The 19,525-nt window shown below is 33.5% G+C and carries 15 protein-coding genes; 9 read left to right on the forward strand and 6 right to left on the reverse strand.

What is annotated here, in order from left to right; all coding sequences use genetic code 11:
- Nucleotides 1–74: 74 nt before the first annotated feature.
- The 4 genes from ACXX80_RS10730 (at nucleotide 75) to ACXX80_RS10745 (ending at nucleotide 6,172) form a co-directional block, all read left to right on the forward strand.
- On the forward strand, nucleotides 75–2,291 hold the full coding sequence (locus ACXX80_RS10730; protein ID WP_458553173.1) for a B12-binding domain-containing radical SAM protein: 2,217 nt from the start codon (nucleotides 75–77) through the stop codon (nucleotides 2,289–2,291).
- Nucleotides 2,292–2,391: 100 nt separating this feature from the next.
- Nucleotides 2,392–2,877: an acyl-CoA carboxylase biotin carboxyl carrier protein subunit gene (locus tag ACXX80_RS10735; RefSeq protein WP_458553174.1), complete on the forward strand. Its 486-nt coding sequence runs from the start codon at nucleotides 2,392–2,394 to the stop codon at nucleotides 2,875–2,877.
- 90 nt (nucleotides 2,878–2,967) lie between these two features.
- Nucleotides 2,968–4,410 carry an acetyl-CoA carboxylase biotin carboxylase subunit gene (gene accC, locus ACXX80_RS10740; RefSeq protein ID WP_458553175.1) on the forward strand — a complete coding sequence of 481 codons (1,443 nt, stop codon included), beginning with the start codon at nucleotides 2,968–2,970 and terminating at the stop codon, nucleotides 4,408–4,410.
- Nucleotides 4,411–4,630: 220 nt separating this feature from the next.
- Entirely contained in the window at nucleotides 4,631–6,172 is a 1,542-nt protein-coding gene (locus tag ACXX80_RS10745; protein WP_458553176.1) for an acyl-CoA carboxylase subunit beta, read from the forward strand.
- A 46-nt stretch (nucleotides 6,173–6,218) separates the two neighbouring features.
- Here ACXX80_RS10745 and ACXX80_RS10750 read toward each other — a convergent pair whose 3' ends face one another.
- Together ACXX80_RS10750 and ACXX80_RS10755 are read right to left on the reverse strand one after the other, a co-directional pair.
- Nucleotides 6,219–6,911: a response regulator transcription factor gene (locus ACXX80_RS10750; RefSeq protein ID WP_417990949.1), complete on the reverse strand. Its 693-nt coding sequence runs from the start codon at nucleotides 6,909–6,911 to the stop codon at nucleotides 6,219–6,221.
- Nucleotides 6,911–8,170 carry a sensor histidine kinase gene (locus tag ACXX80_RS10755; protein WP_458553177.1) on the reverse strand — a complete coding sequence of 420 codons (1,260 nt, stop codon included), beginning with the start codon at nucleotides 8,168–8,170 and terminating at the stop codon, nucleotides 6,911–6,913. The genes ACXX80_RS10750 and ACXX80_RS10755 overlap by 1 nt, the downstream gene beginning before the upstream one ends.
- Nucleotides 8,171–8,353: 183 nt before the next feature.
- Here ACXX80_RS10755 and ACXX80_RS10760 point away from each other — a divergent pair, with 183 nt between their 5' ends.
- The 4 genes from ACXX80_RS10760 (at nucleotide 8,354) to ACXX80_RS10775 (ending at nucleotide 13,831) form a co-directional block, all read left to right on the forward strand.
- Complete coding sequence (locus ACXX80_RS10760) at nucleotides 8,354–8,752, forward strand: DUF1573 domain-containing protein (protein WP_458553178.1); 399 nt, start codon at nucleotides 8,354–8,356, stop codon at nucleotides 8,750–8,752.
- Between the two features lie 159 nt (nucleotides 8,753–8,911).
- Nucleotides 8,912–9,868, forward strand: a complete 957-nt coding sequence (locus tag ACXX80_RS10765) for an aldo/keto reductase (protein WP_458553179.1) — start codon at nucleotides 8,912–8,914, stop codon at nucleotides 9,866–9,868.
- 244 nt (nucleotides 9,869–10,112) lie between these two features.
- On the forward strand, nucleotides 10,113–12,224 hold the full coding sequence (locus ACXX80_RS10770) for an ATP-binding protein (protein ID WP_458553180.1): 2,112 nt from the start codon (nucleotides 10,113–10,115) through the stop codon (nucleotides 12,222–12,224).
- Between the two features lie 254 nt (nucleotides 12,225–12,478).
- Nucleotides 12,479–13,831, forward strand: coding sequence for an NAD-dependent succinate-semialdehyde dehydrogenase (locus ACXX80_RS10775; RefSeq protein WP_458553181.1), 1,353 nt, complete (start codon nucleotides 12,479–12,481; stop codon nucleotides 13,829–13,831).
- 138 nt (nucleotides 13,832–13,969) lie between these two features.
- On the opposite strand, the gene ACXX80_RS10780 is transcribed toward ACXX80_RS10775, so the two are convergent.
- Nucleotides 13,970–14,449: a hypothetical protein gene (locus ACXX80_RS10780; protein WP_458553182.1), complete on the reverse strand. Its 480-nt coding sequence runs from the start codon at nucleotides 14,447–14,449 to the stop codon at nucleotides 13,970–13,972.
- A 1,023-nt stretch (nucleotides 14,450–15,472) separates the two neighbouring features.
- On the opposite strand from ACXX80_RS10780, the gene ACXX80_RS10785 reads away from it, so the two are divergent.
- Nucleotides 15,473–16,522, forward strand: coding sequence for an outer membrane beta-barrel protein (locus ACXX80_RS10785; RefSeq protein WP_458553183.1), 1,050 nt, complete (start codon nucleotides 15,473–15,475; stop codon nucleotides 16,520–16,522).
- Nucleotides 16,523–16,711: 189 nt separating this feature from the next.
- Here ACXX80_RS10785 and ACXX80_RS10790 read toward each other — a convergent pair whose 3' ends face one another.
- From ACXX80_RS10790 to rimO, 3 genes are read right to left on the reverse strand one after another with little or no spacing between them, the layout of a single operon-like run.
- Nucleotides 16,712–17,614 carry an N-acetylmuramoyl-L-alanine amidase gene (locus tag ACXX80_RS10790; RefSeq protein ID WP_458553184.1) on the reverse strand — a complete coding sequence of 301 codons (903 nt, stop codon included), beginning with the start codon at nucleotides 17,612–17,614 and terminating at the stop codon, nucleotides 16,712–16,714.
- Nucleotides 17,615–17,647: 33 nt separating this feature from the next.
- A complete protein-coding gene (locus tag ACXX80_RS10795; RefSeq protein ID WP_458553185.1) occupies nucleotides 17,648–18,121 on the reverse strand; it encodes a hypothetical protein in 474 nt (157 codons plus the stop codon).
- Nucleotides 18,122–18,160: 39 nt separating this feature from the next.
- Nucleotides 18,161–19,474: a 30S ribosomal protein S12 methylthiotransferase RimO gene (gene rimO / locus ACXX80_RS10800; protein ID WP_458553186.1), complete on the reverse strand. Its 1,314-nt coding sequence runs from the start codon at nucleotides 19,472–19,474 to the stop codon at nucleotides 18,161–18,163.
- Between the last annotated feature and the right edge of the window lie 51 nt (nucleotides 19,475–19,525).

Consider the following 19,525-nt stretch of genomic DNA (forward strand, 5'->3'; position numbering starts at 1 on the left):
TATGTTTAGGAAAACTCTATTTTTAAATGACAAAGAATCCATTTTTAACCTTTATTTTTGCAAAAAAAAATCCTTTGAAAACCAAATTATTCGTAATAACGCCGCCTTTTACCCAACTGAATACACCGTATCCGGCAACCGCATATATCAAAGGGTTTCTGAATACTAAAAATATTGAATCTTTTCAGGCGGATTTGGGTATTGAAGTGATTTTGAAATTGTTTTCAAAAGAAGGATTAGAAGATTTGTTTCAAGTTTCAGGTTTAAAGTTTGAAGTTCCAAATAATACTATTTCGGATAATTCCAAACGTATTTATGCTTTGCATGACGAGTATCTAAAAACGATTAATCCTGTTATTGCTTTCCTTCAAGGAAAAAATCCAACATTGGCACTCCAAATTTGTCAGGAAGATTTCTTACCGGAAGCGTCCCGATTCACACAATTGGAAGAACTTGATTGGGCTTTTGGAACGATGGGAACGCAGGACAAAGCGAAACATTTGGCGACTTTGTATCTGGAAGATATTTCTGATTTTATCGTTGAATGTGTCGATGCTAATTTTGGTTTCAGCCGCTATGCGGAACGTTTGGGACGAAGTGCGAATTCTTTTGACGAGTTGTATGAAGCCTTGCAACAAGAACCAACGTACATTGATAACATTCTTCTTTCGATTCTAAAAGAGAAAATTGAAATCGTTCAACCTACATTATTCCTGATTTCGGTTCCGTTTCCAGGTAATTTATATTCAGCTTTTCGTTCCGCGCAATGGGTCAAAAAGCATTATCCGAATATTAAGATTTCAATGGGCGGTGGTTTCCCAAATACCGAATTGCGTTCACTTTCGGATGCTCGCGTTTTTGAGTTTTTTGATTTTATTACATTGGATGATGGCGAAACACCAATTGAAGAGTTAATTTCCAATATTGAATCCCGAAATTTCGGGACGGATTACAATTCCTATAAAAGAACTTTTCTGTTGGAAGAAGGAAAAGTCGTTTATAAAAATAATTCCCTAAAACACGATTACAAACAATCGCAAGTGGGAACTCCGGATTATTCGGATTTGCTTTTGGATAAATATATTTCAGTTATCGAAATTGTGAATCCAATGCACCGCATGTGGAGCGATGGACGCTGGAATAAACTCACCATGGCTCACGGTTGCTATTGGGGGAAATGTACGTTTTGTGATATTTCATTGGATTATATAAAAATTTACGAACCCGTTGCTGCCAATTTATTGTGCGATCGAATGGAGGAAATGATAGGCCAAACAGGCGAGAACGGATTTCATTTTGTAGACGAAGCGGCACCTCCGGCTTTGATGCGCGCTCTAGCTCTTGAAATTCTTCGCAGGAAATTAGCAGTGACGTGGTGGACAAACATTCGATTCGAAAAAAGTTTTACAAAAGATTTGTGTTTGCTTCTAAAAGCTTCCGGTTGTATCGCCGTTTCTGGTGGTTTGGAAGTTGCTTCGGACAGATTATTAAAACTAATAGATAAAGGTGTTACGGTGGAACAAGTAGCGAAAGTGACTAGAAATTTCACAGAAGCAGGCGTTATGGTTCATGCCTACTTGATGTATGGTTATCCTACACAAACCATTCAGGAAACGGTGGACAGTCTCGAAATGGTGCGTCAATTATTTGAAGTGGGTGTATTGCAATCCGGATTTTGGCACCAGTTTGCGATGACCGCGCACAGTCCTGTTGGCTTGTATCCAGAGAAATTTGGTGTGGTAAAGGAAACCGAAGCGATTGGAACTTTCGCCAATAACGATATTAATTATACCGATTCAACAGGAATCGATCATGATAAATTCAGTTTTGGACTCAAGAAATCCTTATTCAACTTCATGCACGGAATCTGTTTTGATTACGAATTGCAGGATTGGTTTGAATTTAAAATTCCAAAGTCGAAAATTTCTCCTGATTTTATTTTTGATGCTTTGCAAGAAGACGATGATTTCAATAGTAAACCTACGGCCAAAATCGTTTGGTTAGGAGGAAAGCCATTTGTAGAACATTTTACCAAATCCAAGAAAGGAAATTCATGGGAAATGATGACTTTGACTTTTCATGATAAGAAAGAAAGTTTTTCCATTCAAAGTAATAAAAATGAAGGAGAATGGTTGGTAGAAATGCTACAAAAAATTTCTGTTTCGAATGCTAAAATTTATAATTACCAAGAAATTAAAGCTGATTTCGAAATAAAATTGGAAGATTTTGAATTGTTTTGGTACTCAAAGCCAATTAAAACCCTTAGAGAGTTTGGATTATTAGTCTTATAAATTTATTTCATATAACTATATCTATTTAGCATAAAATTTAATTTTAGGTTTACGAAAACGTTTTCTTTTACTTATTTTTACGATTCTAAAATAGAAACAAATGAGTATTGGTTATAAAGTTAATGTAAACGACACTTTTCATTTTGATTTGGAAAAGGAAAGTGTTTCACAACTGGATGCTGTAAGTGTGGAGACTAACAAGTTCCATATTTTACACGAAAACACACCTTATCAAGCGGAAATCGTTACTTCTGATTTTCTTCAAAAAAACTACACCGTTAAGGTAAACAACAACACCTACACCGTTGCCATTTCAAATCCTTTGGATATTTTGATTAAGGAAATGGGATTCGAAACGGGACATACCAAACAAGTCAATTTTATCAAAGCACCTATGCCCGGATTGATTCTGGAAATCAGTGTGGTGGTGGGACAAGAGGTAAAAGAAAACGACAATTTAATTATTCTGGGTGCTATGAAAATGGAGAACAGTTTTCTTTCTCCGCGAGATGGTATTATCAAGTCGATTTCGGTTGCTATGGGAGATGCTGTAGATAAAGGTCAGTTGTTAATTGAATTCGAGTAGAGATAAAAGATACTAGATAAAAAGAACCAAGAATTTATATTTCTTTGCTCTTGCAGTGAAGCGGTCTTTATTCTTTTAGTCTTATTAAATATGAAAAAAATATTAGTTGCCAATAGAGGGGAAATCGCCATTAGGGTGATGAAAACCGCACAAAAAATGGGCATAAAAACTGTAGCAGTTTATTCAACTGCCGATAGAAATGCACCGCACGTAAAATTTGCTGATGAAGCCGTTTGGATTGGAGAAGCACCTTCGAGTCAATCGTATTTATTAGGAAGTAAAATCATAGAGGTTGCCAAATCTTTAAACGTGGATGCGATTCATCCCGGTTATGGATTTTTGAGTGAAAATGCAGATTTTGCTGAAGAAGCCGAAAAAAATAATATCATTTTTATTGGTCCAAAATCGAAAGCAATAAAAATCATGGGAAGTAAATTAGCGGCGAAAGATGCCGTTAAGCAATACAATATTCCAATGGTTCCCGGTTTTGATGAAGCCATTACGGATGTCGAAAAAGCAAAAGTCATTGCGAAGGAAGTTGGTTTTCCAATACTGATTAAAGCTTCTGCCGGTGGTGGAGGAAAAGGAATGCGTGTGGTAGAAAGCGAAGCTGATTTTGAATCTCAAATGGATCGTGCTATCAGTGAAGCGATTGCTGCTTTTGGAGATGGTTCGGTTTTTATCGAAAAATATGTGGGTTCGCCAAGACATATCGAAATTCAAGTTATGGCAGACAGTTATGGCAATGTGTTGTATTTATTCGAAAGAGAATGTAGCATACAGCGTCGTCACCAAAAAGTAATTGAAGAAGCTCCTTCTTCCGTTTTAACACCGGAATTGCGTAAAAAAATGGGTGAAGCGGCCGTTTTGGTAGCTAAATCCTGTGATTATTTAGGAGCTGGAACTGTTGAGTTTTTATTGGACGAAAATAATAATTTCTACTTCTTGGAGATGAATACGCGTTTGCAAGTGGAACATCCCGTTACCGAATTAATTACTGGAACTGATTTAGTCGAACTGCAAATTAGAGTGGCAAGAGGAGAAGAATTAATAATCAAGCAAGAAGATTTGAAAATAAAAGGACATGCGATGGAATTGCGTGTGTATGCCGAAGATCCTATGAATGATTTTCTTCCTAGTGTAGGTCATTTGGATGTTTATCAATTGCCGGTTGGTGAAGGAATTCGCGTAGATAACGGTTTTGAGCAAGGCATGGATATTCCTATTTATTACGATCCGATGTTGGCCAAATTAATCACTTATGGAGAAACCCGAGAAGAAGCGATTCAAATTATGATTAAGGCCATTGAAAATTATCAAGTGGAAGGCGTGCAGACAACATTGCCTTTTGGGAAATTTGTTTTTGAACATGAGGCGTTTCGTTCCGGAAAATTTGACACGCATTTCGTGAAGAATTATTACAATGCCGATGTGTTGAAAAAACAAATGGCTAAAGAAGCCGAAATTGCAGCTCTTGTGGCAATGAAACAATATTTTGAAGATCAAAAAATCGTACGCTTACCAATTCAATAAAGTATTGCATAAAAATTGAGCCACATAGAATCATAGAAAAAATAGTAGTAAAGTGTTTATTAAAAAAGAGATTGATAGATTTTTTTTTTGCACATAGAATTATGAAATCTATGAAAAAGTGAAACGTCTTAATATTCTAATTTATAAAAATCTATGTTTCTATGTGGTTATATTTTTTCCAGTAGCTACACGGAAATCAAAAAATAATAATTGACAACTGATGGATTCTAAAATAAAAACATTAAACGATAAAATTGCCGAAGCTCATTTGGGTGGCGGTAAAAAACGTATCGAAAAACAACATTCGAATAAAAAACTAACCGCAAGAGAACGCGTCAATTATTTGATGGACGAAGGTTCTTTTGAAGAAATTGGGATGTTGGTGACGCACCGAACGTCTGATTTTGGAATGGAAAAAGAACTGTACTATGGTGATGGAGTCATCACAGGATATGGAACCATAAACGGGCGATTAGTTTATATTTTTGCTCAGGATTTTACGGTTTTTGGAGGTTCTTTATCTGAAACGCATGCTGAGAAAATCTGCAAAGTTATGGATATGGCGGTCAAAATGGGAGCGCCCATGATTGGACTAAATGATTCTGGTGGAGCACGTATTCAGGAAGGTGTTCGTTCTTTGGGTGGTTATGCTGATATTTTTTATAGAAATGTACAAGCCTCTGGAGTTATTCCGCAAATTTCTGCGATTATGGGACCCTGCGCCGGTGGAGCTGTGTATTCCCCTGCAATGACTGATTTTACGATGATGGTTGAAGATACCAGTTATATGTTTGTAACCGGGCCTAATGTTGTAAAAACTGTAACCAATGAAACCGTGACTTCGGAGGAATTGGGTGGTGCAAGTACGCATTCCACTAAATCGGGTGTGGCGCATATTACTTCTACTAATGATGTGGAATGTCTGGAGGATTTGAAGCGCTTGTTGAGTTATTTACCACAAAGCAACAAAGAAAAAGCACATAATTTACCTTATGAACTGAATGATGAAGTTCGTACCAAATTAGCGACTATTATTCCGGATAATCCAAACAAACCCTACGATATGCACGAGGTGATTGGTGGAATTATTGACGAAGATTCCTTTTATGAAATTCATAAAAATTATGCCGAAAATATCTTGGTGGGTTTTGCTCGATTGGGAGGAAAAAGCATTGGAATTATAGCTAACCAACCGATGATTTTAGCGGGTTGTCTCGATGTTAACAGTTCAAAAAAAGCGGCTCGATTTACTCGTTTTTGTGATTGTTTTAATATTCCGTTATTAGTTTTAGTGGATGTACCAGGATTTTTACCAGGAACGGATCAAGAATGGAACGGAATTATCGTTCACGGAGCGAAATTGTTATACGCTTTAAGTGAAGCAACTGTGCCAAGAGTGACTGTAATTACACGTAAAGCCTATGGTGGTGCATATGATGTAATGAACTCGAAACACATTGGTGCCGATATGAATTTTGCTTGGCCAACTGCTGAAATTGCCGTGATGGGAGCCAAAGGAGCCTCAGAAATTATCTTCAAGAAAGAAATTAACGAAGCCGAAGATCATGAAGCGAAACTCTTGGAAAAAGAAGCGGAATACGCCGATTTGTTTGCGAATCCTTATACAGCAGCACAACGTGGTTTTGTAGATGAAGTAATTTTACCGCAAGACACAAGGCGTAAACTGATAAAAGCCTTTAGTATGCTCGAAAATAAAGTCAGTGTAACTCCGAATAGAAAACATGGAAACATTCCTTTGTAGCATTTTACAAGAATTGAAAAACCACCTGATGAAGGTGGTTTTTTTATTATGATGTTTCTAATACAAATCGAAACCCAATCCCGTGTAAATTTTCTATGGCGATTCCTTTTTCATTAATCAAAATTTTGCGCAAGCGAGAAATAAAAACATCCAGGCTGCGTCCCATAAAATAATCGTCGTCGCCCCAAAGTGAAGTTAGGATTTGTTCCCGTTTTAGAACTGCATTTTTATTGTCCAGAAATAATTTCAAGAGTTCGGATTCGCGTTGCGTGAGGGATATTTTTTCGTTTTCGTTGTATAGAATAAAATTTTTGGTGTCAAATTGGTATTTTCCAATTTCATAAATCGATTTCTCAACAGTATTATTTTTATGGGAACGTTTCAGGAAAACCTCTATTTTTAGGATTAATTCTTCAATACTGAAAGGCTTTACAAGATAATCATCGGCGCCCAAACGCAATCCTTTGATGCGATCTTCCTTTAAGGTTTTTGCCGAAAGGAATATAATAGGAATATCAATATTAACCTTTCTAATTTCAGTTGCTAATTCGAATCCGTCCATTTTTGGCATCATAATATCCAGAATGCAAATGTCGAAATCGCCTTTTTTGAAAATTTCCATACCTGTTTTTCCATCGCAACAATGTGTCACTTCATAATGGTTTTGCTCCAAATTATCTTTGGTAAGGAATGCTAATGTCGCATCGTCTTCGGCATAAAGAATTCTGGAAGTACTCATTATTTATTTGGAATTAAAATGGTTAGGGTAATGCCTTTTTCGAGATTATTGGTGGCGTTAATTTTCCAATGATGTAAATTACAAATCTTCTTTACGTAATACAAACCCAATCCAAAACCATTGACTTCATTACTTTTCTCACTTGGAATTCGGTAAAACTTATCGAATATGAAAGAGAGGTTTTTGTTGGGAATTCCGATTCCATTATCAATAAATTCAAGCTTTAGCATGTGATTTTCTTTTGATAATCGGATGACAATTTCGGATTTGCCATTACAGTATTTTGCGGCATTGTCTAGGAGATTGTAAACCAAATTGTTGAAATGAAAGGAGTCTGCAATTATTGTATAATCAGACGAATCTGATTTGATTGTTGTTGTAACTTCAGGATATTTTAGTTTGATATTTTCGATAGCATTTTCAATTATCGGAACTATCGCAATGTTTTCTGTATTCAATTCCAAAGGAGAATAATCGGATTTGGCTATTGTCAAAATCTTTTCAATATGCTGGTTTAGTTTATTGCTTTGATTGATAATAATTTCAGCGTAGGTGTAGAGTTTTTTATCCTTTTTGATGGGTTCTTGCTTGATTAAATAATTGGAAGCAATCAAAATTGATGATAACGGCGTCTTGAATTCATGAGTCATATTATTAATAAAATCCCGTTGCAAGTCGGAATATTTTTTTTGCTGTAAAAGCGTAAAAATCGAATAAACATAAATCAGTAAAATTAGGATTAACACCATTGAAAGTACAAACCAAAAACGTAATGAACTAAACAAATAAGTGGTTTCATTGGGGAACCGAATGGCAAAATAATATACTAAATTTTTATGCTTTGGGAAATAAATAGATTGTTTTCCTTTTGATTTGTCCGATAAAGAAATATAGTTTCCATACACCATTTCATCGCTTTGGCAATTGTACATAGCATATTCAAAATCGGTCGTGAGATTCATTTTCTTGAATTCAGATTTTAAATAGAATTCTAAAATTTCGGGTTCAAAATCATTATCAATATTCACTACATAATAATCATTTGAAATTTTTTTCACCGGATTTTCTGTGGGTAAATCGTGGTTGGTACCTTGATATAATTTTTTGGCAACTTCTAGTAAGGCGATATGTGTTTTTTGGCTGAACTTTTTTTCCTCAATAGTGAAAGCTTCTTTGGTCCAAAGGAGTTGTGCCACCAGAATACCAACGATGGCAATGATTCCAAGAATAATGATACTATTGAGTTTGTTTATTTTCAAGTAAAAAATGAGTTTAGAAAGTGTAATATTAATCAAAATTTCATTCAAATATAACCATTAACAAGTCGTTAACAAACATTTGAAACCGCTTAACAGGAAGTGAAAATTTTCTAATCTACTTTTGGTATGTTCAAATGAAATAATCTATTGTATAACTATTATAAAAATCAAATTATGAAAATTATGAAAATTTCAATGTTGGCATTAACTCTAGGATTAATGTCATTTTCAGCTATCGCCCCAGCAAATGCTTTGACGTCAAAAGTTTCGTCTGTTGCTTCGTCCATTTTATGGAAAAGTGAAAGTATAGATGTTGGTCAAATTCCTCAAAACACGCCAAAAGCCATTAATTATGAATTTAAAAACACAGGAAAAACTACATTAATAATCACCAACGTCAATGGTTCTTGCGGTTGTACGGCAACAGATTATACCAAAACGCCAATTCTTCCAGGAAAATCAGGAAAGGTTACCGCAACATACAATGCAGCTAGTAAAGGTGCTTTTACAAAAACAGTTACAGTTACAACAAATGTTGAAACAACACCAAAAGTATTGACACTTAAAGGAATTGTTATTTAGGTTTTAAAAGTTATTTATAATGTTGAAAACTCGATTTGTCTTAGATAAATCGAGTTTTTTTGTGGTTGAATCTGAATTTGTTTTTGATTGCAATGTGATGGTTTTTATATAAATCATTTTTAAATAAAATGTTTATCTTTCCTTTTTTAAATTAAAAAAATGAAATACAACAGATGTGGAAAAAGTGGTTTGTTACTGCCACAAATTTCTTTGGGATTATGGCACAACTTCGGTTCGGTGGATAATTTTGAAAATGGAGAGAACATTGTCAAAGCCGCTTTTGATAAAGGAATTACCCATTTTGATTTGGCCAATAATTACGGTCCAGTTCCGGGTTCAGCTGAAACTAATTTTGGGAAAATACTGAAAAATAATTTTCAAGGAAACCTGCGTGATGAAATCGTGATTACGACCAAAGCTGGTTACACTATGTGGAACGGTCCATATGGTGACTGGGGTTCCCGAAAATATTTGTTATCAAGTTTAGACCAGAGCTTGAAGCGTATGAATCTGGAATATGTAGATATTTTTTATTCGCATCGTTTTGATCCGGAAACGCCTTTGGAGGAAACCATGATGGCTTTGGATTATGCCGTACGAAGCGGAAAAGCATTGTATGCAGGAATTTCGAATTATAATGCAGAACAAACTAAGGAAGCTACTGAAATCTTGAAACGATTGGGAACACCTTGCTTGATTCATCAGGTGAAATATTCGATGTTTGTGCGAGAACCTGAAGCGGGTTTATTAGATGTTCTCGAAGAAAAAGGAGTGGGGTGTATTGCTTTCTCTCCTTTGGCACAAGGACTTTTAACGGACAAATACTTGAAAGGGATTCCTGAAAATTCAAGAGCTTTTAATCCAAATGGTCATTTAAAAACAGATGAAGTTTCGGCGGAAAGAATTCAAAAAATCATTCAACTGAATACTATCGCGCAACAGAGAAACCAATCATTGGCACAAATGGCTTTGGCTTGGCTATTAAAAGACAACCGAATCACTTCTGTTTTGATTGGAGCCAGTTCCGTAGGTCAATTAAATAATAATATTGAAAGTTTACAAAATCTGAATTTCTCCACATCCGAATTATTGGAAATTGGAAATATTTTGGGATAATTTGAAAAATTTGAACAAAAGTAGAAATATAGATTTTGAAGACCCAAAAACCAAGGTTTGGTCGCTTTTGCAAAAGTATAGTGTTGATAAATAAACCTTTATTATAATGAATTCCATCGGTTTAAACGGATGGAATTTTTTTTTATAATAAAAAAGGCTAACTTGCGCTACAGAAAAAAAGTGATATATCTTACAAAATGCGTAGTGCATTTTAGTTCTATTTCTTTTGATTCGAGTTTATTCCATGAAGAGATTGATTAATTTAAATACGTATTCTAAACTACTTTTGTTGATAATTTCGACAAGTATTTTCTTTTTTCTAATTTACATCTCGCTTTATCTTTATACCGTTCAAGAAGAAAGTAATTTTTACAAAACTACTTACAATCAGTACGATAAGGAAGTTAAGTCCTTGTTTAGACTTAACTCTAAAACGGCAACAGCCACTATTATAGATGTTACGTATTGGAATGAGTTGGTTCATTTCACAAAAACAAAAGATGAAAAGTGGTATAATCAATATATTTTAAGTGAATTTGAATCGTACGAAGCTGATTATATTGGCGTTTACGGTTTAGATAAAAAAATAATCAATAAAACAGTTTCTTCTAAGATTAAAACCTTTGATTTTATCCCAAAAGAGATGATGTCAGAGCTTTATAAATTTAAATTTAAAAGATTTTATATAAAAATCCCAGAAGGTATTGTTGAGGTTTTTGGAGCAACCATTCACCCTTCTAATGATCCTAAAAAGAATAAAACGAAGCCCTCCGGTTATTTTTTTATTGCAAGACTTTTAGACGAATCTTTTTTGAATACTTTAGGGAACATAAGCAGTTCAAAAGTTTACTTGGCTTCAAGTGATTATGTAATTGCAAATGAAGATGATTTTGTTACTGTTGGCTTAGATCTAAAAGATTGGAAAAATGAAGATGTAGTCAGATTACTTTTTAAAAGACCTTTCAATTTAAATTATACGAACACAAAAGAGATTCTTTTTATTGTTGTTCTGGTTTCCTTGATAAACATTTTTGTCTATGTTTATTATACTAAAAGATGGGTTTATAATCCATTAAAGTTAATTAAAAGCATTCTGGAAACGGGTAATACAAATTCAATAAATAGTTTAAAAAGGTCCGATGGAGAGTTTGGATACATTGGATACTTATTTGAAGAAAATAGCAATCAACGGAAACAACTAGAAATTTCCAAGCAAAAAGCTGAAGAAAGCGATACTTTAAAATCATCTTTTTTGGCTAATTTATCGCATGAAATCAGAACACCCATGAATGCTATAATGGGATTTAGTGATTTACTACATGATACAAATTTGGAAGAAAAGGAGAGGTTAGAATATTTGAAAATTATAAAAAACAGTGGTAGCAGCCTGGTTTCAATTATCGAAGACCTTATCGAAATGTCAAAGATTGATGCAAAACAAATTATGCCTAATTATAAAGGATTAGATGTAGAAAAGTGTATCACAGAATTGTATAATTCCATCAAGATTACGATTCCTAAAGACAAAGAAATTCAATTTTATATTCTTAAAAATCCAGAGAAACTTCAAGGAAATATTCTAACAGATGAAACAAAACTGAAACAGATTATCGTTAATTTAATCACTAACGCGTTAAAATTTACTGAAAGAGGTTTTGTTGCTTTTGGATATTCAATAAACAAAGAAAAAGAAGTTTTAGAATTTAAGATAGAAGATTCAGGTATGGGAATCAGCGAAAATTATTTAAAAGTAATTTTTGATAGGTTCAGAAGAATTGAAGGCGATGGATCTGTGGAATTATCGGGATTAGGATTGGGTTTGTCAATTACAAAAGCTTACGTAGAAATGTTGGGCGGAGAGATATCAGTGCGCTCTACAATTGGGTTAGGTTCAGTTTTCTCATTTACTATACCATTAAAATTTGATCAAACGAAAAAAGCAATAAAATCCAAAAAAGTAAAACCTTTTTACAGGAACTATGATAATGAAATTATTTTAGTCGCAGAAGATGATATCATTAATTTTATGCTGTTGAAAAAAATTATTGAATCAAGAAATCATACCGTTCTAAGAGCTAAAAACGGACAAGAAGCTGTAGATATTTGTATAGAAAATCCAAACATTATTTTGGTGTTTATGGATATAAAAATGCCTATTTTGGACGGCTATCAAGCTTTCGAAAAAATAAAAGAAATAAAACCAGAACTTCCAGTTATTGCCCAAACTGCTTATGCCTCATTTGAAGATAAAGAAAAAATGATGCAATTTGGTTTTATGGACTGTATTACAAAACCATTGGATAAGGAAAAAGTATTCGAAATGTTGGATACTGTTTTTATGGGAATTAATAAATAAAGTTTAGGGTATTTAAACTTGTATACTTTTGATTGTGCTCTCTTTGTTGATTTCTAATGTTTTCGAAATTTTTAGAATCTAACTTCTTTCACTCTTGCGATTTTTTAAACTTTTCCTCTCATTTATAGCTGTATTTTTACTAGATTTAAAACATTACTAAGCGTGCGTGAATCGTTAATCAATGTTTGAAATGATTTAGAACTGCTGCTTAATTTTCTAACATTTATATTTCAAAGAATTTAAATTACAAACACATGGTTTTTAAATCGATAAATCCGTTTACACAACTAATTATAGCTGAACACGAGGTTTTGACGAATGCGCAATTGAATCAAAAACTGCAATTATCTGAGCGAGCATTTAAAAATTGGAGGCAAGCCACATTTGAGCAAAGAGCTGATATGATGAAAAAGTTAGCTAACATTCTGAGGGAAAACAAAGCAGCGTTAGGATTGTTAATAACCAATGAGATGGGTAAAGTGCTATCTGAAAGTATTTCTGAAGTAGAAAAGTCAGCTGGAAATTGTGACTTCTATGCTGAAAATGCTGAAAAAATGCTGAAAGATGAATATTATGATACACCTTTCAAAAGCATGTCAGTTTATGATCCAATGGGAGCAGTTTTTGCAATAATGCCTTGGAATTATCCTTTTTGGCAAGTGCTGCGTTATGCGGCTCCGGCAATTATGGCTGGTAATGTGACACTTTTAAAACATGCGCCAAACGTTATTGGTTGTGCTAAAGCTATTGAGAACGCGTTTTTGGAAGCTGGTTTTCCTAATGGTGTTTTTCAACAAATTACAATTGATATTCCTCAGGTCGAAAGTGTAATTGCATCAGATATTGTACATGGAGTTACTTTGACTGGAAGCGAATTGGCGGGTTCATCTGTAGCTTCATTGGCAGGAAAGCATATTAAGAAATCTGTTATGGAATTGGGAGGCTCAGATGCTTTTATAGTTTTGAATGATGCAAATCTTGAAAAAGCGGCAACTGTTGCGACGCAATCCAGAATGCTAAATGCAGGTCAGGCGTGTATTTGTGCCAAACGATTTATTGTTACTGAGAAAGTAGCGGATGAATTTACGTCGCTTTTTACTCAAAAAATAAAATTATTGCAACAAGGAAATCCATTACAGGAAGGAATTAATATGGGACCGCTGGCTCGGCTTGATTTAGCGGAGAAATTAGCAAATCAATTGGATAAATCACTGCAACAAGGAGCAAAATTAATAGTAGGCGGGGAATGGGAAAATTGTAATTTTCAACCAACGCTAATTGATTTTGTTGATTCAAATAATATTGCTTTTCAGGAAGAAACATTTGGACCGCTAGCAACTATTATTAGAGCTAAGGATGAAAATGATGCTATAATTATTGCCAATAATCATAGATATGGATTGGCTTCTGCAATTTGGACTGAAGACCGTGAAAATGCGTACAGACTAGCACGAAAAATAGAAGCGGGAAATGTGTTTGTGAATTCATTAGTACGATCAGATTCCAGAGTTCCATTTGGAGGGATTAAAAAATCAGGTTACGGAAGAGAATTAGGTACAATAGGAATCAAAGAATTTATGAATATGAAATCATTGATTATAGAATAATTGTATTTAGGACATATTATAATAAAGAATCGAGAACAGTAATTGTGTTTATACAAATCTGTCCTCGATTTTTTTATTCAATCTATTTCTATTTATGAAAGGTCAATCTATGAATTTGTTACTTGATTTGCCTTTTTATTAATAGGTATAAATGACCGCCTTTAAATCTTTTGGTTTATTGGAAAGAATAACAATAAATTGAGATCCTTTGAGCGCGGCATTTTGTTTTAATCGTTTCTCACCGTTATCAGTAAACGATAATGAAGATTCTCCTTTCGTTCCTCCGTAAAAACTGGTAATCACCCCAGATTCTTTCAATCCAATAGTTTGGTGTTTTTTTAATACGACAACTTTTTTATAGTCTGATTTTCCATTCAGTTGAATTTTTTCAGATAAGATTTTAGAATCACTTTTTAATTTTTGGTTCAATTGCGCCACTGCATATTGACTGATCGTCTTTTCTTCAGCGCTTTGAGGTAAAGTGTAGTACACTAAATTATTTGCTGTTTTAATAAAGTTTATATCAATTGTTTCTCCATCATGTTTGATAATTTGATGTGTTTGCGCAATTAATGATGTGGTAAATAAAATAGTGAAGGCTATAAATAAATTTTTCATGTGTTTAGATAATAGTAAAGGTGTATGATGCCATTTTTAAATTGGGACATATTTTAATTATGTTTTTAGTAAAAAAAAAATAAGGACTAGACTATTTCTGGAGGAGGAGTCAAATCTTTCAGCACAAACTCTTTAACTACAAATGAATCGAAAGAATTAATTCGTTTTTTATTGAAAGGGTAAAATTCGAAACAATTAAAAATTTCAATTGAATCAATAAAAAGTAGTTTTAGTTTGCTCTCTAAATTGTTCTCTTGAGTATTGTTTTCAGCTAGTTCATAAAAATCATATTGCTTCTCATGAATAAGTATTGAAAGTTTATCACTTATCCAAATAATGGAAAAAGTGAGGAATACAAGTAAAACGGAGATTTTAAGTACTAAACGAAACATGTTTTAAATGTACTAAAAAAGGAATCTTTACACAATTAAAATTTTCATAAAATAAGTGTTAATAATAATGGGTTGTAGTTTTTTATAAGTGTTGATTCAGTCGCTTTTTCAATGTGGTGTAAATTGTACTTCTAAAGATGAAAATGTTGGATATAGATTTCTTAGTTAAAAAAAATCAATGAAGTTGTGTTTTTTTTTTTTTTTTTTTAATTACATTAAAAATATTTAAGTATACTTATTATTGGGGGTATGTGTGATATTTTATATAAAAACGATGTTAAAAAATGATTTTAAAATTTATTTTAGATGTTTAACTTAAAAAAATAGGGGGTGTTGTGTAAAAACTCATTATTGAATTTTTAAAATTGATACTTTAAAATACGGAATATCCATTATTTTTTATTCATTTTTCGTTATTAATAATTCTTCTCAAAACAAGGCAAAAAAGTGTCAAATAGTAATTCAAGTGAAATAAAAGTTAATAAATTCGCTTCAGAAACAAGAAAATTTCACATTAAAAAAAGTGCATTTCAAAGCAGTTTTCTTGATTATAAGTATCAGAATTTTTAAACCGTATAAACTAAGACCAAAATAATAACCAAACTAGATTACTAACTAAAATCAACTAAAGATGAAAAACCAATTAGCAGCCATAGCATTATTGCTAACAACAAGTTTAACTTTCGCACAAGACGCTCCAGTCGCACCTTCAACTACTTTTGCAGGATCTGCTGTTGCATATTATAAATATGATTTTTCTGGTGTAGACAACAGTTTGACCAGTTTCACAAATTCTCACAATTCATTTGAGTTAGGTATGGCCTCTATCGAAGCATCTCATAAAATGGGGAAAGCATCTGTTTTTGTTGATTTAGGGTTTGGAAACAGAGCTGCTCAATTTGCTTATAATGATGGTACTTCAACTTTCATGATTAAACAATTGAATTTCACTTACGAGTTTTCAGATAAATTTAAAGTTACTGCAGGTAGTTTTGGAACTCATGTGGGATATGAATTATTGGACGCAGTAGATAATAAAAACTACAGTATGTCTTATGCATTTACGTATGGTCCGTTCTTTAATACTGGAGTAAAAGCGCAATATACCTCTGGAAAATTCACTTTTATGGCTGGGGTTTCAAATCCAACAGATTTCAAAACAACAATTGAAGCGGGTTCAAGCCAAAAAACGTTCATAGGTCAACTAGGTTATGTTGGGGATACTGGAAGCGCATATTTCAATGTTACTTCTGGAAGTAGTAATCCTGCATCTGATGAGAACAAAACACAATTTGATTTTGTAGGTTCGAAAAAAGTGAGTGATTCATTCTCTTTAGGATTCAACGGTACTTATGCAATGACTAACAATGACTTTGATAGTTCTTTGGATGGAGAATGGTTTGCTTTAGTTGGATATGCTAATTTCGCATTGAAAGAATCATTAAGCTTAGCTTACAGATTAGAGTATTTAGATGCAAAAGATGCTACTGCTGGATTAGGTTCACTTGCTGGAACTAGTGTTGTAGGTAATACTTTATCACTAAACTACAAAGTAGGAAACTTGACTATTATTCCTGAGTTCCGTGTTGACACAGCATCAGAAGATATTTTTACAAACAGTGATGCAGCTCCAAAAGGTTTAACAGCTTATGCATTACTGGCGACTACTTATTCGTTCTAGTATTGAAATAATATTTTTTTTTTGCTGCCAAGATATTCTAAAATATTTTGGCAGTTTTTTTTAAAGTTTTCCCTGTTGGAACAAACTACATAATGTAAAGACTAGAGTTTCATGTGACTTTATTGCAAAAGAAAACGGTTTTTTGAAAGATTCAAAAAACCGTTTTTTATAGTTTGATTGTACTACTCGTTATTGTTTTTTATAAATAGAATAAATGGTGTTTCTTGTTTTTTCATCTAATACATCATTAACTTCTGTTTGAATATAATGTAGTTTAAAAGCAGTTATTGCCGCGGGTAGATTTTTAGTGTCATACCCTATAATTCGCAATCCTTGTTCAACATTAAAATCAATTGGAGCAGTTACTAAAAACTCATCAGACCAAAGACCAAAACCTTTCTCTGCTAATATTTTCCACGGAAACAATTGGCTTGGATCTTTTTTTCTGGTTGGTGCAATATCTGCATGACCAATAATGTTTTGAGCAGGAATATTGTAATCTTTTTTTAGCTTCGTTAAAAGTGCCAGTAAGCTATTGATTTGTAATTCAGAAAAAACTTCAGATCCATTGTTGTCTAATTCAATTCCTATGGATGTCGAGTTAATATCGGTATTTCTCCCCCAAGTACCAGCACCTGCATGCCAAGCTCTTAAATAATCATTCAACATTTGGACTACTTTACCGTCATCTGAAATTACATAATGGGAACTCACCTGAGATTCTATTTTAGTGAATGTCTTTAGCGTTTGTTGTAATGAATCCTGCGCAGTATGGTGAATAATAATAAAATTGGGCTTTCTTAAATTAAAATTTACAGTTCCTATCCATTCTGTATTAACACCGTTTTGCAAAGGCGTAGATCCCATTTTGAAAATAGTGTCTTTATAAGTATGCAGCTGTTTTTTGTATAGTGTGTCAATGTTTATTTCTACATGAGGAATTACAGGTAATGGCTGCGGATCTTTATTAGAAATGGTTTCTTTTAATGATTTAAGCTTAGTGTCATAAATTTTCTCACTCTTTTTATAAGGATTTGTTGAGCAGGATGCAGAGATAACTGCTAAAATAAGGTAATAAAAAATTTTTCTCATGAAGGTTTTCATTTAGCAACGGACTAAAATCGATTAATTGGATTTCTTTTTAGCTTTAGATTTTTTAGGATTTTTAGCTTCTTCATTCAAAGCAATATATTTTTCCTTTTGGTCTTTGTTTAGCAATTCCATTATTTTTCTATCAGTAGTTTCTGAAAGAGCTTTGATATTTTTTATTTTGTCATCTTGGCTAACTTCTGCTTTTATTAGCATGCCTTGTGTTTTTATGCTTTCGGTCAGTATGTTAGAGATTGCAATAACCTGAAGCTCATCAAGAGTGAGTTCTGGTTTTATGCGCTCTATGATTTTTTCAACCGTTACTTCAACAGGAATTTCTTTTGGTTTGTCCTGAGCTCTGGATTGATCCATTCCACTATTCATTCTGCGATTACTTCCATAACCATTGCCGTAACCGTTTCCATATCCGCCATTACCGTATTGTGCAGAAATTATATTTGTAGATAATAATACAAAAGCGATGATAAGTAGTGATTGAAATAGTTTCATATTTAGTTTTTAAAATCGATTAAAATCGTCCTAAGAAAATTATGCTGGTTCTCCGTACAGATCAAATTCTGTTGCTTCAATAATTTTTATCATTACAAACTCACCCGTTTTTACATAATGTTTTGATGCGTCAATCAATACTTCATTATCTACATCTGGGCTGTCAAATTCAGTTCTTCCTACAAAATGTCCACCTTCTTTCCTGTCGATGATGCATTTGAATGTTTGTCCCACTTTCTCTTGGTTTAAATCCCACGAAATTTGCGACTGTAATTCCATAATTTCGTTTGCACGTTCTTGTTTTACGTTGTCTGGAACATCATCTTCCAGTGCGTAAGCATGCGTATTTTCTTCATGAGAATAAGCAAAACAGCCCATTCTGTCAAACTTCATTTCTTGAACAAAATCTTTCAAGATGTTGAAATCTTCTTGCGTTTCACCTGGATATCCTACGATCAAAGTCGTACGAATAGCCATTCCGGGAACAGCAGCACGGAAATCTTTCAATAATTTTGTTGTTTTTGCTTGAGTTGTTCCACGACGCATTGATTTCAAGATAGAATCTGAAATGTGTTGCAACGGAATGTCAATATAATTACAAATTTTAGGCTCGCGCTTCATGATTTCCAAAACATCCATTGGGAAACCGGTAGGGAAGGCATAATGCAAACGAATCCATTCGATTCCTTCGACTTTTACTAATGCTTCCAATAATTCTCCAAGAGCTCTTTTCTTGTAAATGTCTAAACCATAATACGTCAAATCTTGAGCAATCAAGATCAATTCTTTCACGCCGTTTTTAGCTAATCCTTCTGATTCTTTAACTAATTTTTCAATAGTTTGCGAAACGTTTTTTCCTCGCATTAACGGAATAGCACAAAAGCTGCAAGGTCTGTCGCAACCCTCTGAAATTTTTAAATACGCATAATTTTTTGGCGTCGTAGTCAGTCTTTCTCCCAGTAATTCATGCTTATAATCCGCTCCTAAAGCTTTCAATAATTGCGGTAACTCTGTAGTTCCAAAAAACTGGTCTACATTTGGTATTTCTTTTTCTAAATCGGGTCTGTAACGTTCGGATAAACATCCGGTAACGAATACTTTATCAACCAGTCCTCTTTCTTTCTTGTCAGCATATTCCAAAATCATATTTACTGATTCTGCTTTAGCATTATCAATAAATCCACAAGTATTTATTACAATAATATTTCCCTCTTCTGCTTCCGGAGCTTCATGCGTGACGTCTTTTCCGCTTGCGCGAAGTTGTCCCATTAGCACTTCACTGTCATACACATTTTTCGAACACCCTAGAGTGATTACGTTGATTTTATTCTTTTTTAAAGACTTAGTTCTCATAACATTAGAATCCCGATAATTTGGGAATTTTGCAAAATTACAATTTTTATT

The sequence above is a fragment of the Flavobacterium sp. GNP002 genome (assembly GCF_054343795.1).

Excerpts from the sequence above, each read along its gene's own strand:
- ACXX80_RS10745 (WP_458553176.1), top strand. The coding sequence starts at position 4,631 with ATGGATTCTAAAATAAAAACATTAAACGATAAAATTGCCGAAGCTCAT.
- ACXX80_RS10780 (WP_458553182.1), bottom strand. The coding sequence starts at position 14,449 with ATGAAAAATTTATTTATAGCCTTCACTATTTTATTTACCACATCATTA.
- ACXX80_RS10770 (WP_458553180.1), top strand. The coding sequence starts at position 10,113 with ATGAAGAGATTGATTAATTTAAATACGTATTCTAAACTACTTTTGTTG.
- ACXX80_RS10795 (WP_458553185.1), bottom strand. The coding sequence starts at position 18,121 with ATGAAACTATTTCAATCACTACTTATCATCGCTTTTGTATTATTATCT.
- ACXX80_RS10790 (WP_458553184.1), bottom strand. The coding sequence starts at position 17,614 with ATGAGAAAAATTTTTTATTACCTTATTTTAGCAGTTATCTCTGCATCC.
- ACXX80_RS10785 (WP_458553183.1), top strand. The coding sequence starts at position 15,473 with ATGAAAAACCAATTAGCAGCCATAGCATTATTGCTAACAACAAGTTTA.
- ACXX80_RS10750 (WP_417990949.1), bottom strand. The coding sequence starts at position 6,911 with ATGAGTACTTCCAGAATTCTTTATGCCGAAGACGATGCGACATTAGCA.
- ACXX80_RS10775 (WP_458553181.1), top strand. The coding sequence starts at position 12,479 with ATGGTTTTTAAATCGATAAATCCGTTTACACAACTAATTATAGCTGAA.
- ACXX80_RS10760 (WP_458553178.1), top strand. The coding sequence starts at position 8,354 with ATGAAAATTTCAATGTTGGCATTAACTCTAGGATTAATGTCATTTTCA.
- accC (WP_458553175.1), top strand. The coding sequence starts at position 2,968 with ATGAAAAAAATATTAGTTGCCAATAGAGGGGAAATCGCCATTAGGGTG.
- rimO (WP_458553186.1), bottom strand. The coding sequence starts at position 19,474 with ATGAGAACTAAGTCTTTAAAAAAGAATAAAATCAACGTAATCACTCTA.
- ACXX80_RS10765 (WP_458553179.1), top strand. The coding sequence starts at position 8,912 with ATGAAATACAACAGATGTGGAAAAAGTGGTTTGTTACTGCCACAAATT.
- ACXX80_RS10735 (WP_458553174.1), top strand. The coding sequence starts at position 2,392 with ATGAGTATTGGTTATAAAGTTAATGTAAACGACACTTTTCATTTTGAT.